14 protein-coding genes are annotated in these 15340 nt (G+C 43.2%); 9 read left to right on the top strand and 5 right to left on the bottom strand.

Going from position 1 to position 15340, the window contains the following annotated elements; all coding sequences use genetic code 11:
* Positions 1-159: 159 nt before the first annotated feature.
* From ACOYVE_RS03295 to ACOYVE_RS03305, 3 genes are all read left to right on the top strand, one after another.
* Complete coding sequence (locus tag ACOYVE_RS03295) at positions 160-2001, top strand: glycoside hydrolase family 2 protein (protein WP_422880753.1); 1842 nt, start codon at positions 160-162, stop codon at positions 1999-2001.
* Positions 2002-2016: 15 nt separating this feature from the next.
* On the top strand, positions 2017-3153 hold the full coding sequence (locus ACOYVE_RS03300) for a DUF6544 family protein (protein ID WP_422880754.1): 1137 nt from the start codon (positions 2017-2019) through the stop codon (positions 3151-3153).
* A 112-nt stretch (positions 3154-3265) separates the two neighbouring features.
* Entirely contained in the window at positions 3266-3880 is a 615-nt protein-coding gene (locus tag ACOYVE_RS03305; protein ID WP_422880755.1) for a hypothetical protein, read from the top strand.
* 48 nt (positions 3881-3928) lie between these two features.
* On the opposite strand, the gene ACOYVE_RS03310 is transcribed toward ACOYVE_RS03305, so the two are convergent.
* From ACOYVE_RS03310 to ACOYVE_RS03320, 3 genes are all read right to left on the bottom strand, one after another.
* Complete coding sequence (locus ACOYVE_RS03310) at positions 3929-4864, bottom strand: T9SS type A sorting domain-containing protein (protein ID WP_014855241.1); 936 nt, start codon at positions 4862-4864, stop codon at positions 3929-3931.
* A 128-nt stretch (positions 4865-4992) separates the two neighbouring features.
* A complete protein-coding gene (locus ACOYVE_RS03315; protein ID WP_014855240.1) occupies positions 4993-6870 on the bottom strand; it encodes an InlB B-repeat-containing protein in 1878 nt (625 codons plus the stop codon).
* Between the two features lie 62 nt (positions 6871-6932).
* Entirely contained in the window at positions 6933-9197 is a 2265-nt protein-coding gene (locus tag ACOYVE_RS03320) for a TonB-dependent receptor (protein WP_014855239.1), read from the bottom strand.
* A 115-nt stretch (positions 9198-9312) separates the two neighbouring features.
* On the opposite strand from ACOYVE_RS03320, the gene ACOYVE_RS03325 reads away from it, so the two are divergent.
* The 5 genes from ACOYVE_RS03325 to ACOYVE_RS03345 are packed head-to-tail and all read left to right on the top strand — an operon-like array spanning position 9313 to position 13876.
* Positions 9313-10797 (top strand): ATP-binding protein, encoded by a 1485-nt coding sequence (locus ACOYVE_RS03325; RefSeq protein WP_014855238.1) that lies wholly within the window; start codon positions 9313-9315, stop codon positions 10795-10797.
* Between the two features lie 9 nt (positions 10798-10806).
* Complete coding sequence (locus ACOYVE_RS03330) at positions 10807-11319, top strand: UpxY family transcription antiterminator (RefSeq protein WP_014855237.1); 513 nt, start codon at positions 10807-10809, stop codon at positions 11317-11319.
* A gap of 2 nt (positions 11320-11321) precedes the next feature.
* Entirely contained in the window at positions 11322-12326 is a 1005-nt protein-coding gene (locus ACOYVE_RS03335; RefSeq protein ID WP_422880756.1) for a 3'-5' exoribonuclease YhaM family protein, read from the top strand.
* 16 nt (positions 12327-12342) lie between these two features.
* Positions 12343-13116: a tetratricopeptide repeat protein gene (locus ACOYVE_RS03340; RefSeq protein ID WP_422880757.1), complete on the top strand. Its 774-nt coding sequence runs from the start codon at positions 12343-12345 to the stop codon at positions 13114-13116.
* A gap of 1 nt (position 13117) precedes the next feature.
* The gene (locus ACOYVE_RS03345; protein ID WP_422880758.1) at positions 13118-13876 is read left to right on the top strand and encodes an SIR2 family NAD-dependent protein deacylase; all 759 of its coding nucleotides are present in this window, start codon (positions 13118-13120) and stop codon (positions 13874-13876) included.
* On the opposite strand, the gene ACOYVE_RS03350 is transcribed toward ACOYVE_RS03345, so the two are convergent.
* Both ACOYVE_RS03350 and queE read right to left on the bottom strand, forming a co-directional pair.
* A complete protein-coding gene (locus tag ACOYVE_RS03350; RefSeq protein WP_226990968.1) occupies positions 13862-14281 on the bottom strand; it encodes a 6-pyruvoyl trahydropterin synthase family protein in 420 nt (139 codons plus the stop codon). The two genes, ACOYVE_RS03345 and ACOYVE_RS03350, sit on opposite strands and share 15 nt — an antisense overlap.
* Positions 14278-14916, bottom strand: a complete 639-nt coding sequence (gene queE, locus ACOYVE_RS03355) for a 7-carboxy-7-deazaguanine synthase QueE (RefSeq protein WP_422880791.1) — start codon at positions 14914-14916, stop codon at positions 14278-14280. Before queE ends, ACOYVE_RS03350 begins: the two co-directional genes overlap by 4 nt.
* A gap of 132 nt (positions 14917-15048) precedes the next feature.
* On the opposite strand from queE, the gene rpsT reads away from it, so the two are divergent.
* Positions 15049-15315, top strand: a complete 267-nt coding sequence (gene rpsT, locus ACOYVE_RS03360) for a 30S ribosomal protein S20 (RefSeq protein WP_422880759.1) — start codon at positions 15049-15051, stop codon at positions 15313-15315.
* The last annotated feature ends 25 nt before the right edge of the window (positions 15316-15340 follow it).

Below are 15340 nucleotides of genomic sequence, written 5' to 3' on the forward strand. Positions count from 1 at the left end.
CATAATTAAACACCTTAAACAATTGATTACGACATTGTATATGTCTCCGACATTTAAGTAGGATAAGAAATCAAAATCGACATAACCCTCCTTTAAAAGAGGGATAAATTGGTTATATTAACGTTTGTTATTATTCCACAAAAATACAAAGGGGAAAAAATGAGGCGCTTGGCAATCCTTCTGCTTATTTTAACGCTTTCTTCTTCTCTTTATTCTCAAAATGAAAATTCAACTAAGATCGACCTTATAACTAACGTAATCAACAGAAATTTGATTTCGCTCGACGGCAGATGGAATTATATAGTCGACCCGTATGAAAACGGATTTTACGATTACAGACGTCGTCCGTACGACGAGATCGGCGACCGTACGGGCGGGTTCTATTCCAATAGAAAGCCCGCGGATAAAACGGACCGCGTCGAATACGATTTCGAACTCTCGCCGGCTATGACGATTCCCGGCGACTGGAATTCACAGGTAAACGAGCTTAAACTTTATGAGGGAACGGTCTGGTTCAAAAGGGATTTCGACGTAAAGAAAAAATCCGATAAAAGATATTTCCTATACTTCGGCGCAGTCAATTACGAAGCGCATGTTTATTTCAACGGCAAAAAGCTCGGCGTTCATATCGGCGGCTTTACGCCATTCAATTTCGAAGTTACGGATTTATTGGAAGACGGCGAAAATTTTGTGGTCGTTAAAGTCGATAACTCAAGAAGATTCGACGGGGTGCCCACGGTTAATACCGACTGGTGGAATTACGGAGGAATTACGCGGGACGTCTTTTTGATCGAAACCAACGCTACGTTTATCCGGGATTTTAAGTTGCAATTGAACAATAACGACCCCGGAATGATTGAAGGTTTCGTTCAACTCGACGGAGCCAAAGACGAGCAAAACGGGACGATCAGAATAGAAGAAGCAAATATTAATTATAAATTCAAAACCGGCTCGAACGGATATGCGACAATTAAAATACGCGCGGGTAAATTGAATTTGTGGAGCCCCGAAAACCCTTTCCTCTACAATATAAAAATAGAAACGGAAACCGACACGCTTAAAGATAAAATCGGATTCCGGACTATAGCGGTTAAAGGAACGGATATTCTGTTAAACGGCAAACCCGTTTTTTTGAGGGGAATCTGTCTGCACGAGGAAAACCCGTTGAAAACCGGAAGGGCGTACAGCGAAGCCGAAGCTTTGATGCTTCTAAATTGGGCTAAAGAGCTCAACTGCAATTACGTGCGACTGGCTCACTATCCGCACAACGAATATATGGTGAGAACCGCCGAGAAAATGGGTCTTCTGGTGTGGGAAGAAATTCCGGTCTACTGGACAATCCAATGGGAAAACGAATCGACATTCCGCAACGCAATGAATCAATTGGAAGAGATGATAGTAAGGGACAGGAACCGGGCAAATGTGATTATCTGGTCGATGGGCAACGAAACGCCCGTTACCGAAGAGCGAATCCGTTTTATGAGTAAACTCGCAGAAAGAGCGCGCGAACTCGACGGCTCACGTTTGATCTCCGCCGCGCTCGAAGTGCACCGCAAGGAAAACGAACCGTTCACTTATATGGTGGACGACCCGCTCGGCAAATATCTCGACGTTTTGTCGTTCAACGAATATATCGGATGGTACGACGGCAAGCCGGATAAATGCAGTAAAATTAATTGGGAATTCGGATACGACAAACCCGTTGTAATAAGCGAGACCGGAGCCGGCGCTTTGCAGGGTTATAATGCCGACAGCCTTACCGTCTGGTCGGAAGAACATCAGGCGTATTTCTACAAGAAACAACTTGAAATGATCGGCAAACAAAAGCAAATTAAAGGAATGACCCCGTGGATTCTGGTCGATTTCCGTTCGCCGAGAAGGCAGCACCCGGTCTATCAAAATTTCTGGAACAGAAAAGGACTGGTTTCGAGCTCCGGCATTAAAAAGAAAGCTTATTTCGTACTGAAAGATTTCTACGATAAAATCGAAAACCGTAAATAAAAGGCGGACTAAACAATGCGCACTTTTGCTCTGGTTATATTGAGCGTTCACGGAATTATTCATCTGCTCGGTTTTATCAAAGCGTTCGACCTGATGAAAGTCGAAGAACTTAAGAGTTACATTTCGAAGAGAGACGGAATATTATGGCTGCTTGCTACGCTTCTGCTCCTTTCAGCCGCTGTGTTATATTCGAACGATTTTATCTGCTGGTGGGCTGTGTGCGCATCGGGAATTGCAGTTTCGCAATTCCTCATTGTAAAATACTGGCGGGATGCGAAATTCGGTACGATCGCCAATCTTATTTTAATTCTTCCTGTAATAATAACGGCGGCGGATTCTCTTCCTATCGGTTATAAAGAAGAATTAAAGTCGGAAGTTGTCAAAAGAATTTCCGGCGAGGGAGGGCAGGGCGTTGTCGCTTTTGCCGATATTGAACATTTACCCGCTCCGGTACAAAAATATTTGATTTATACCGGAGCGGTGGGAAAACCGCGGGTTTATAATTTCAGAGCAGTCGCCGAGGGAGAAATTAAAACCGCGCCGGATTCAAAATTTCTCAAATACCGTTCAATGCAATACAATTTTATCGACAATCCGGCGCGCTTCTATTATATCCGGTCTTCTCTCTACGGAATTCCGTTCGAAGGTTTGCATACCTACGCCGATTCCGGCGCGGTAATGAGAATTAAACTCGCGTCGTTTTTTACGGTAGCCGAGGCAAAGGGCGAAATTATGAATAAAAGCGAAACGGTAACGATGTTCAACGACATTTGCCTCTTTGCTCCCGCCGCTTTGATCGACCCAAAGATCGAATGGTTCCCCGTTGATTCTCTGACCGTCGATGCGTTTTTCGAAAACGCCGGCAACAGAATCAAAGCTCGTCTTTATTTTAACACAAAAGGCGAACTGGTCAATTTCGAGTCGGACGACAGATACGAATCTGCCGACGGCAAAACATACGTGAATTACAGATGGAGTACGCCTGTTAAAGATTATCGCAATTTCGGCGAAGCAAAACTCGCCTCGTACGGCGAAGCCGTCTGGCATAAACCGGAAGGAAAATTCGTCTATGCCAAAATGCGCCTTAAAGAAATTGTTTGCAATACGAGAGAGTACGTCCCGATAAAAAATGAATTGTTTCTGAATTTTTAGCCCGTCTCGAGCATCTAACCTGTCGAAGTTATAATTTAATTGCGTATAATTACATTCAAAAAAATAGCGATTGATGAATCCGTACATACAAGTTTTAATCGGAAGTTTTTTGTTGAGTCTGGCTCACGCGTTGATTCCGAGCCATTGGCTGCCGATTGTAACTATCGGCAAAGCCGAGAAATGGTCGCGAAACGAGACTCTTAAAATTACCGCGGTGACAGGCTTTTCGCACACTTTAAGCACCGTAATTATCGGAATTATTGTCGGGATTGTAGGTTATAAACTTTCGGAATCGTATCATGTGATAACGCATCTCTTCGCTCCGGCGGTTTTAATTTTACTCGGATTGATTTACCTTGCGCTCGAATATCGTCATAAATTCATTAAACATCCTCACAAGCATCACCATATCGACGTCGATAATATAATCGAAAAGAAAAAGAGCAAGAAGTCGATTGTAATTACTTTGATGATTGCAATGTTCTTCTCTCCGTGTCTCGAAATCGAAGTATATTATTTGACCGCCGGCAGGCTCGGCTGGCCCGGGATTGCCATTGTTTCGGTCGTTTATTTCTTCGTTACGGTTTTCTTCATGATGCTGCTCGTTTATCTCGTCGGAAAGGGAATGAGCAAGCTCAAATGGGAATTCCTCGAACATCACGATAAATTAATCACCGGACTTATACTGATTGTAGTGGGACTGCTCGCTTATTTTATCGAATATTAGAGTCATAGCGCGATTAAAGCGGGTACTGCTTGGAAACCGGATAACACTTCATTTCAGCAACGTCAGTTTAATTGTTTTGAAATAATTGCGCGCCTTGAGTCTGCAGAAGTATACCGACGAAGCCGAACGATTCAAATCGTCGATAGAGAGGGCGTATTTATGCCGTCCCGCATTCTGGTAATCGTTAACCAGTGTCTTTAATTCTCTTCCGAGTATGTCGTAGATTTTAAGTTCTACAAACGAATTTTCCGGCAGGTAATATTCGATTGTGGTCGACGGATTGAACGGGTTTGGGTAATTTTGGTAAAGCAGATAACTGTCGGGTAATTTATCCGTCTCAACTCCGGTAATATAGGTTGTGTCGAGTTTTATAATTCTTAAGGGTTCGGCGTTTATTATACGTCTGTCATTTATTAATATTCCAGCCAAGCTATCTATCGAGTATCCTTGTATTTGCCATGTTTGATTCCAATTGTCATTAATGTAGCCGTCGACATTGATTAAAGTTGCATTTATACTATCCATTAATCCAGCAATATCTTCATAACTTACGTTATTTCTTAATACGACTCTGAGTCGACCGCCATAAAATTTAGGAGCCTTAAATGACGCAGTATCGCTTAGTAAATGCAAAAAAGAGCCGACTATTTTTTGATCTCCGTCTTCAGTTGGAACGCCATGAACTGAAGGATCTATCACCCAGCGCCAAGTTTGAGATTTACCCGGCGGAAAAGAAAATTCGCCGTCGGCGAGAGAACAATTCAAATCCAGACGTACTCCGATATAACTCAATTCAGTTATGCAATACGGATCTGCCCAGAAATTAAATGAGGAGTCTGTATTATTTTGAAATGTCATTTTTACTACAATTTTCTCGCCGTATGAATATTCCGGTTTGTCGGTTGAAACCGTAAATATGCCCTGCCCGTATACCATATTAGAAATTAATAAAAGGAAAATGGCCCACGACATTTTCTCTTTCATTGTAAAGCCCTCACATTCTATTTTTATTGAAGTCGATTTGTCAAAGATTTATTATAATAACTATCATGATACCCTGCAGCTACAAAAGTAATTAGTTTATTTTACTATTTCAATTAAGAGCTTAGTCTTCATTTCAGAAGCGTCAGTTTAATTGTTTTGAAATAATTGCGCGCCTTGAGTCTGCAGAAGTATACCGACGAAGCCGAACGATTCAAATCGTCGATAGAGAGGGCGTATTTGTGCCGTCCCGCATTCTGGTAATCGTTAACCAGTGTCTTTAATTCTCTTCCGAGTATGTCGTAGATTTTAAGTTCTACAAACGAATTTTCCGGCAGGTAATATTCGATTGTGGTCGACGGATTGAACGGGTTTGGGTAATTCGCAATGTAATATTCGTTGTTTATAACGTTCTCATTGACTTCGGTAACTACGTTGTCGGCAATCAATCCGGGAAGTATATCGGGAGGATCTAGTTTATGTTTGTATTCGTAGGGAACTTCGTACTCGCATAAATCGGGAGTAATTATCGAGCTGTTGACGGTAATGTTGTTCTCGATAAACGCATAGCCGGGTTCGGCGCTGTAATCGGACATTACGGCTTTGCCGACATTTTCAAAATAATTGTTTTCAACTCTTACGCACGCGCCCATTCGGGTATTGACCGCCGTATTGCAACCCCTGTAATAATTGTTGAAAATATGTGCTTTTCCGAAGCGAACGCTCGGAAGCCTCGACTCGCAATTATTGAAATAATTGTGGTGAAACGTAACTCGAATTACGGTGTCGGCAATTTGCTGGTCGCCGGAACTGATAAGTATGGTTTTGTAGTGGTCGTGAAAATGAGACCATGAAACTGTAATAAACGACGACTCGTTTTTGATGTCGAGCAGACCGTCGTAATAATCGACGCCGTGGTTTTTATCCGAAAAAAATTCGCAATGATCGATCCAGATGTTTTGAGATTTTCCGTTAATTTCCAATGCGTCCTGAGGGGCGACGTGCGAAACCGTAATATTCCTTATAATTACATTCCGCGCGTTGTTTACGGAAAGTTCAATCCCTTTCAGATAGTTTTTATCTCCGGTTCCGACCAATGTTTTGTCGGAAGTTATTATTATTGCGTCGTTGCCTTCGAGCTTGCCTTCGAACTCAACGTAATAAGGTTCCGGGCTTGCAAGATACTTTTTAAGATCTTCGAGACTATAAGCTTTAACCGTGTCGCCGAGCGAGCCGCCGGTTAAAGTGAATCTTGTCCCTCTGTCGTCCTGAATTCCGGCATATCCGATAAGATTTGTATCCTGAGTAACTCCGTCGGGCAAGAATCGCGCCGTAACTTCGACGTTTCTGTCAATTGTAATTGTGAAGACCGAGTCCGCTGAAGTGTGGCTCCCCGTCCAGCTGTCCAGGAAATATCCGGGATTTGAATGAGCCGTTAGAGTTATCTGCGAGCCGGCGTCGTAATAATCTTTAACCGGAGCGTACGAAACGGCGCCCCATCCTGGATTGTTTGCGTTAACTTTGACCGTGTAGGAAGGAGCGCAGTCGTCCGGCGTTGCGCCGCCTATAATCTTGAAATAATCGTAATTGCCGAGCCCTTTTTCTGACAACGCCTCGATTCTTATTTTGTGGCTCCCGCTTTCGAGATAAACTTTCAGAGTGTCGGACTCGCGCCAATTTTTCCAATCGACGGTAGAAGGGAAGTAGATGGTGTCGAGAACGACGGCTCCGTCGATTACGAGACGCCCGTTCCTGTCGTCGCTGCCGCCAACGGCATAACGCCAGACGAACGAGTACTCTTTATTCTCCGAAACGTATATTTGCCAGCTTATGCTTTTGCCGATGCCGAAATCGGTGTCAGCAAATCCCTCGCCTGTGTATCCGGGTACGCTGTTGTCGATTTTGCCGTCGACGGAACAAAATCCGGTTTCGTTTTCCTGTATAATTATTTCCTGCGCATAAATCAGTTGAAAACTGATAAACAAGAGTATCGGAATCAATTCCTTCATGGCGGTATTAATTTATTATCTGACAGTTAAATTTAATCAGACTGTGGAACTATAACAAACAATTAAAATTCCAGACTGATTCCGATTGAAGGCAAAATGCCGATGGAAGATTGCGCGTCGACTTCTTTTTTTCTGTCGTCCCATCTGATTTCGTTTGAGGCTTTGTTGTTGTAAATGTTTTGTATGTCCAGATAAGTTATCAGGGCAAAATTTTCGAAATGCCATCTTTTGTCGAATCGCAAGTCGAGCGAATGGAATGGCTTAAAACGAAGAGAATTATATTTTTCTACAAGTTGACTGCCGTCGGGTTCGAAAGGCGTATACGGATTTCCGGTTGCGAATCTGAATTTCAAAGAACCTTCGAATGTGGGAGTGAAGATATATCCGCCGCTCAAGTTGATAATCCATTTCTGGTCGTATTTGCCGGGCCTTTCTACGCCGTCCAGCGCGGTGAAGTAAGATTCGTTCCAGGTTAAGCTCAATATTCCGTAATGAGGAATGTCCGAAGATTTTTTTTGTACGGAAACTTCGACGCCTCTTGCAAATCCCTTGCCGGCGCTTCTAAGCGGCTCGAGAGCATATGAAGAAAAATTATCTGTGCTGCCGCTGAATCCGGCTCCCGTGTTCGTGAGTATCAGATAAGGCCTCAATTGACTGACCGGATAATCGCCGTAGAGTTTGTAATATGCCTCGGCTCTCAGCCGGGTGTCCTCTCGCAATTTCAGTTCGTACCCTGCAATCAATTGATTTGCTCTAATTGCTTTTAAGTTCTTGTTTTCTTCGGAGCCCGCCAGCCATATATACGAAGGGCTTTGATAGTATACGCCAGCCGAGAGAGATACAATCTGCGAGGGATCGAGCATATAAGAAACCGAAAAACGCGGAGAGAGATAAAAACCGGAATTCAGAAAACCGTAATAGTCTGCCCGCAAGCCGGCGCTGAATAAAAACATCCCCGCGGTCGCAGAGTATTGAACATAAGCTGCATATTTGCCGTATCGTTCGTTCATGTTCACACTTCCGACGTTTAATGTGTCGCCGTACGAAGTTACAAACGGCGGGAAAAAGATGTCCGTTTTGAATTTTACCGATTTGACTTCGGCTCCGAAATTGATTTCCGATTTGCTGCTAACTTTGTAAACGGCGTCGAACTTGAGAGTGTTTTCGCCTTCAATGGAATTGTTCAAAAAAATGGGATTGAAATTCGTGTCCCTCTGCGACGCATTGTTGTCGAAGAAATTTCTGCTGAGAGAAATATCGTAAAAACCTTTTTCGTAGATATGCCTGTAAGACAAACCGGTTAAATACTGGTTCTGATTTGAACCGAGTATTCGCGAATTTTCGTATATGTCGTCGGAGTTGTTGTTATTGTACTTAACCTTATCGAAAGCTCCGATAAATAAAAAGCTGAGCGAATTTTGCGCGTCGATTTTGTGATCGTATTTTGCGAGGGCGTCGTAATACTCGGGTACAAAGTTAAATCCCGCCGCGTCGAAAATGAAATCGAGATAACTTCTTCTGGCTGAAATGATAAAACTGGAGTTTTCCGATACAGGCCCTTCGAGGTCGAGCCCGAATTGAGTGGCGGAAATTGTGGCTTTGCCGCCAATCCGGTCGGAGCGACCTTCTCTCAAATCGATTCTCAAAACGGATGATATCTTGTCGCCGTAGGCTACCGAAAAACCGCCCGTTGAAAAATTGGTTTCCCTTACAAAATCGAGATTGACATAACTCAAAGGTCCTCCGGTGGCGCCCTGGCTGCCGAAATGATTTATGTTTTGCACGGGATATCCGTTTACCAGATATAAATTTTCCGAAGGCGCCCCGCCGCGCACAACGAGATCGTTTCGTCCCGGACTCGCCTGAGCAATGCCGGGCAGTACGGACAATGCCCTGATCACGTCTTCGAATCCGCCCGGGGCGCGCCGTATCTCTTCGTAACTGAAGTTTGCCGTACTGTTTAATTCATAAGGGTCGGTATTAAAATAGCCCGAGCTGACGGTAACGCTTTCAATCTCTATTAACTTCTGCTTCAGTTCGATCAACAAATCCGCCGGACGGACGTTGGTAACGATAATTTCTGATTTTATCAGCGGTTCGTAGCCGATGGAAGAAGCCTTAATTTGATATCTGCCCGGTTCGAGATTGTTTATTTCAAAATAACCGTCGATATCGCTCGCTGCGCCTTTATTGGTGCCGATTAATATTATGTTTACTCCGGGCAGAGGCTCTTTTGTATCTTTGTCGATAACGCGTCCCGTAATTCTTCCGCTTTGCGCCAAAATTGCGCCTGAAAATATCAACAGGATTAATATTAATTTCTTCATGTTCGGTTTCTCAAATTTTTTCTGCTAAACGTCCGCTAATTTAAATAGGTTCCCTTTAGTAATGAAGTAATTGCAATTATTTTTTATATTTGCCTGAAAATTAAGCGTTACTATTATGACAAGCGGGAATTTGGACAAAGACACTCTTAATTACATCGGTAAAGACTCGCGCGATTTTTTCGTTTGTATCTGGAAAGAGGGCGAAATTGAATTCTATTCGGATAATGTAGAGCTGATTCTCGGCTATAACGCGGAAGAATTGAAGAGTATGAAAGAAGGTCATCTCTCGCTTGTTGCAGACGAGGATTCGGAGTATCTGAGAAACCGGCTGCTCGGATACGACGGCGATTCTTCGATGAATAAACTTGAAATCGAATACAAAGCGCTCGCCAAAAACGGTTCAACGCTTTATCTGAAAGAGATTATCAAATCGGTTAGAGACAACGAAGGAAATATTATCCGCCGCGACTGTATTGTGTTTAACGTTACGGAACTTAAAAAGCGGGAAGTAGAATTAGCTTCGGAAAACAGAAAATTAAAAGAAATCAACGAGAACAAGGATAAATTCATTTCAATCATTTCCCACGATCTTAAATCGCCGTTTACCACGCTGCTGGGATTCTCCGAAATTCTTTTAAACGAAAAAGATTTGCCCGAAGAAGAAAGAAACGAGTATATTCAATATATCTACGAAGCTTCCAAGAGCGAGTTGAATCTGATTAATTGTCTGCTCGATTGGTCGAGGCTGCAGACGGGAAGGGTAAAAGTGGAAGCCTCCAGATTGAACGTAAGGACCACTATTGCAAACGCCGTTGCAACGCTGACGGGCGACGCCGTGCGAAAAGACATATCGATTCAAATTAACATCCCGCATAATCTTTATATGTACGCCGACGAACGGCTAATTTCGCAAGCTGTCGTAATACTCGTCAGTAATGCGATCAAATTTTCTCATAAAGGCAAAGAAGTCAATATTACTGCTCAGCGTTTCAAAGAAGGCATGATCGAAATAGTGGTCAAAGACGAGGGGCTCGGCATATCCGAAGAGAATCAAACCAAGTTATTCCGCATCGACCAGAAATTCGCGCTTGCAGGCACCGAAGGCGAAAAAGGAAGCGGACTCGGTCTGACTTTGATGAAAGAAATTATCGACAAACACAACGGCAAAGTTTGGCTCTATTCCGAAGAAGGAAAAGGAAGCGAATTCCATTTTACCGTGCCCGAAGCTAAATACCTGATTCTTCTGGTCGAAAACGACCCTGACGATATTAATTGCATAACTCAGCTGATAAACGAAAATTTGCCCCATTTCGAAATTAAACTCGTTAAGAACGGATACGACGTTATCAAATTTCTAAAACTACGGATGCCTGCCGTAATAATTGCCAATCACGAAATGCCGCTGATGAAGGGATTCCAGCTCGTGGAAGCCGTTTATAAACACGACGCGCATAAAAATATTCCGTTTATTATTCTGATGAACGAACAGGACGACGATAACGCCAAAAAATATTTAAGGCAGGGCGTTTTCAAAGTTCTTGTCAAACCTCTCGAACCCGACGAATTTAAAAATACAATTAAAGATTCATTATTTTTATGAGGGTGTAAAATGATTGAAAAGGACGCGCGCAAACGAAACTGGTTTGCGCTCTACACAAAACCGAGGCACGAATTCAAAGCTCAACAGCAGCTTCACGAACTCTATATCGAGCATTATCTTCCGGTAATCGAAGTCGTTCGTAAATGGAGCGATCGTAAAAAAGTAATCAAAGAACCGCTCTTCCGAGGGTATATTTTTATAAAAGCCGACGAAAAAGAACGGCTTACGGCTTTGCATCAGCCTTCGATTGTCAAAACAATTTGCAGCGAAGGAAAACCCTCCGTTATTCCCGAATGGCAGATCGATAACATTAAAATCTTGCTTAAGGAAAAACCAGAAGTCTTTGTGTCCGACAAAATTGAAATCGGCTCCAAAGTAAAAATAATCGAAGGACCTTTTGCCGGAATTATCGGACAGGTAACTCAGCATAACAACGAAAAGTGGCTTTCGGTCAGCGTAGACCTGCTCAAACGTTCGATTCTTTTGAAGCTGCCGGCTAACTGCGTGGTTAAACAGGTATAGGTATGGAAATTAAAAAGATAAGCGAAGTAAACGTTAACGAGGAGTTTATTGCGTTTTTGCTTGTTTCCAAGGTCGAAGTTAAAACCAAGAAAAACGGCGAGCCTTATCTATCCCTGGAGCTCAAAGACAAAGCCTTGACATTCCAGGCGGTGATGTGGGAGAATTTTGAAAACGTTAAAGACGAATTGGAACCGGGAAGAATTATTAAAATTCAGGGGACGCTCTCGGAATACAACGGCGGGCAACAGATTAAAATTTCAAGATTGAGAGTGGCCGACGAAAAAGACGGAATAAAACTCGAAGATTTTCTGCCCGTCTCGAAACGCCCGCTCGATGAAATGCTCGACGAGTTTGAACGCGTCACGAATTCAATTAATAACGAGTATTTGAAAAAATTAATCGATTCGGTATTCGACGGACAACTTAAAGAGCGGTTTATTATGACGCCCGCAGGTAAGTCGTGGCATCACGCATATATTCACGGTTTGCTCGAACACACGCTCGAAATTGTAAAAATATGCGACCTCGTAGCGACTTTTCATCCAGAGATAAATCGCGACCTGCTGATTGCTGGCGCGTTGCTTCACGATATCGGCAAAACCGAAGAACTCGACTACAAGAAAGCCTTCGGATATACGGATAAAGGCAGTCTGCTGGGACATATTACAATAGCGGCAATCGAAGTCGAAAAAGCAATCGATAAAATCGAAGGTTTCCCGGAAGAATTGAAGAATCAAACGCTCCATTTGATATTGAGTCATCAGGGAAAACTCGAATTTGCCTCCCCGGTAGTTCCCAAAACTCTCGAAGCAATCGTATTGTATCACGCCGACGAGCTGAGCGCAAAGGCTAACGCTTATAAAAACGCAATTATAGCCGAGAGCGAGGGCGATAAAAAGTGGACCAAATATATTTATCTGGCGGAAACTAATCTTTATATTCCGGAAGACTTGCAAAAAAGAGAATCGAACGAGGGCGAAATTAGCGAGGAAGAAAATCATCCATAAAACAGGCGGGGTTGTTATGAAAAAACTAAATATCGTTTTCTTATTTTTATTACTGCCGTTCTTTACGCTGCAAGCCCAGACAGCAGGCGAACTCATTTCGGAAGGCGATTCTTACTACAAAAAGTTTGACAATCAAAAAGCGCTCGAGTTCTACAAAAAAGCGGAAAAACTGGAACCGGGAAATTATGAAGTCCTCTGGCGAATCAGTCGGGCTTATGTCGATATCGGAGAGCATATGCCTTCGAGCACCGACGAGCAAAAAGACGAACAACTCAATACGTATAAGAAAGCCCTCGAATATGCCGAAAAAGCCGTTAAAGCCGCTCCCGATAAATCCGTTACATATTTAAGAAGAGCGATAGCAAACGGCAGAATCGCTCTCTACAAAGGAGTCTTTTCGGTTGCTTCCGTTGTAAATTCCGTCAAAGCCGACCTCGAAAAGGCTATCGAATTGGGCAACGGGGGGAACGATATCCAGGCAATCGCTCATTATGTTTTGGCTCGCACTCACGCCAAGACGAGCGAAAAATGGAAACCCGCCCGTTCTGTGCTGGGTCTCGGCTGGGCGGATAACGAAATTGCAATCAAAGAATATAAAAAAGCAATTGAGCTCAAACCGGATTTCGTAATGTTTTATGTCGATTACGCTCATTCGTTAATTCGCGAAGACGACTATGAAACTGCGCGAAAGATGTTGAAAAAAGCTCTCGAAAGCCCTGTCGAGGACGAAGACGACTCTGTCAGAAAACAGGAAGCGAAGGATTTGCTGGAGGAAATTAAAGACGAATAATATGAAACGCGAGGAATTGAAAGAAGAGTTTATAGAAAAACTAAGGAATGCGGAAAAACTCGTTTTTTTTACCGGCGCGGGAATTTCCGCCGAAAGCGGCATTGCCACCTTCCGCGGACAGAACGGCATCTGGAATAAAATGAAGCCCGAAGAGCTGGCAAATTTCGACGCGTTCCTCAGAAATCCGAAATTGGTGTGGGACTGGTACAAACACCGTCAGGAAATAATTTCGAACACAAAACCGAATGCGGCGCATCTGGCTATAGCAAAACTGGAAGAATATTACGACGTTACGGTGGTTACTCAGAATATCGATAACCTTCACAGAAGAGCCGGGTCGTCTAAAATTTTCGAACTTCACGGGAATATCGAACGTAATTATTGTATAGAATGCAGAACTTTTTACAATTCGCCTGAATTGGAATTCCGCGGAGGAATTCCCAAATGCGAAAGATGCGGCGGTTTGATTCGCCCGGATGTAGTCTGGTTCGGAGAAATGCTGCCGCAGGATCAATTTACCGGAGGAGAGCAAGCGGCGGCTTTGAGCGATATTTGTTTTATAGTCGGCACTTCCGCAGTCGTTTATCCCGCAGCATACATACCTTTTACGGCGAGAGAATCGGGTTCGTATCTGGTGGAAATAAATATTGAACCGACGGAAATAAGCAGCGTGGTGAACTATTCGATTTACGAAAAAGCGGGTACGGCTCTTCCGGTTATTGCAGAAGTGGCGGCAGAAATCAAATCATCTCAAACTTAATTCGTCCTCGGCGTAACTGTTTTCCGTTTCGAGCACCCGGACTTTCACTTTTTTGATGTTTTCGGGAAGTCCGGCTTTTTTTATTCTGTCGAGCAGATAGAGACAAATATTTTCCGCCGTCGAATCGAAATCGACAACGACGGTTTTCGTTTCGAGCGATTTCAAAATGTTCATCAGCTCCGTGTCCTTCGAGCAGACCATAAACGAATGATCCATCTCTTCGATTATCGGGTCGATTATTCTTTTCAGTTCGTAATAGTCGAGCACCATGCCGTTTTCGTCCGGCGCGCCGTCAATTTCCACCATGCACCGGTAAGTGTGTCCGTGAAGATTTTTGCATTTCCCTTTATGAAAGGGAAGGCGATGTCCCATCTCCCATTTGAATTCTTTTGCTATTTTCATCATACACCTTTGGTTTCGGGTTTCCAGATATATTTATGCATTTGCAACTGAAAACGAACGTTCAACTTGTCTTCCAGTATCCAGTTAACCAGCGTAACGGGGTCCAATTTTCCGAATACGACGGAAAAAAGGACGCCGCACTTTTTGTCGAGTTCGAATTCTTTTATTTTGTTCAGACTCCACTCGTAGTCATTGCGGTCTCCGATAACGAATTTAACTTCGTCGCCCGGTTTAAGGAATTCGACGTTTTCGTACCGGTTTTTCTTTTCCATTTTGCTCGAAGGGCATTTCAAATCCATTATGATCATAACGCGCTTGTCGACGTTGTCGATCGGAAGACTTCCGCCGGTTTCGAGCATCACTTCATATCCCGCGTCGCATAAAGATTTCATTAAATCGAGCGATTCTTTTTGAACGAGCGGTTCGCCGCCTGTTATCTCTACCAATTTGCATCCGTACCCGCCCACTTTTTCGAGAATTTCTTCTTTACTCATGTCAATGCCGTCGTAAAAAGCATACTCGGTATCGCAGTAAGAACACCTCAGATTGCAATAAGTGAGACGCACAAAAACGCAGGGAAGACCGGCTTTGGAGCTCTCGCCCTGGATCGAATAATATATTTCGTTAACTTTCAGCATAATCGCTATTTTTGTGAACGCCAAAAATAATAATATCCCGTGTCAGATTAAAGCTTGAACCCGGAGTTGATTTAGAATAAAAAAGACAATATATTTACAGACGTTTTTTAATAAAATCAGGAAATCAGATTAATGGCTCATCATAAGTCGGCAATTAAGAGAATACGTCAGACAGAGACGAGAACAAAAAGAAATAAAGCGGCGCTTTCGAAAGTAAAAACATTGATTAAGAAAGTCTATTCTTCCGAGGATAAAGAAACGGCTGAAAAGAATCTGAAAGCCGCAGTTTCGGCGCTCGATAAAGAATCGGCCAAGGGAAGAATTCATAAGAACAACGCTTCGCGCAAGAAAGCCGCTCTCACAAAACACGTCAATAAATTGGCAGCCAAAGCAGAATAATCTTAGCGTATTAGATTTTTAACCG

Source organism: Melioribacter sp., from assembly GCF_049325435.1.
In the GTDB taxonomy this organism is placed as follows: Bacteria; Bacteroidota; Ignavibacteria; order Ignavibacteriales; family Melioribacteraceae; genus Melioribacter; species Melioribacter roseus.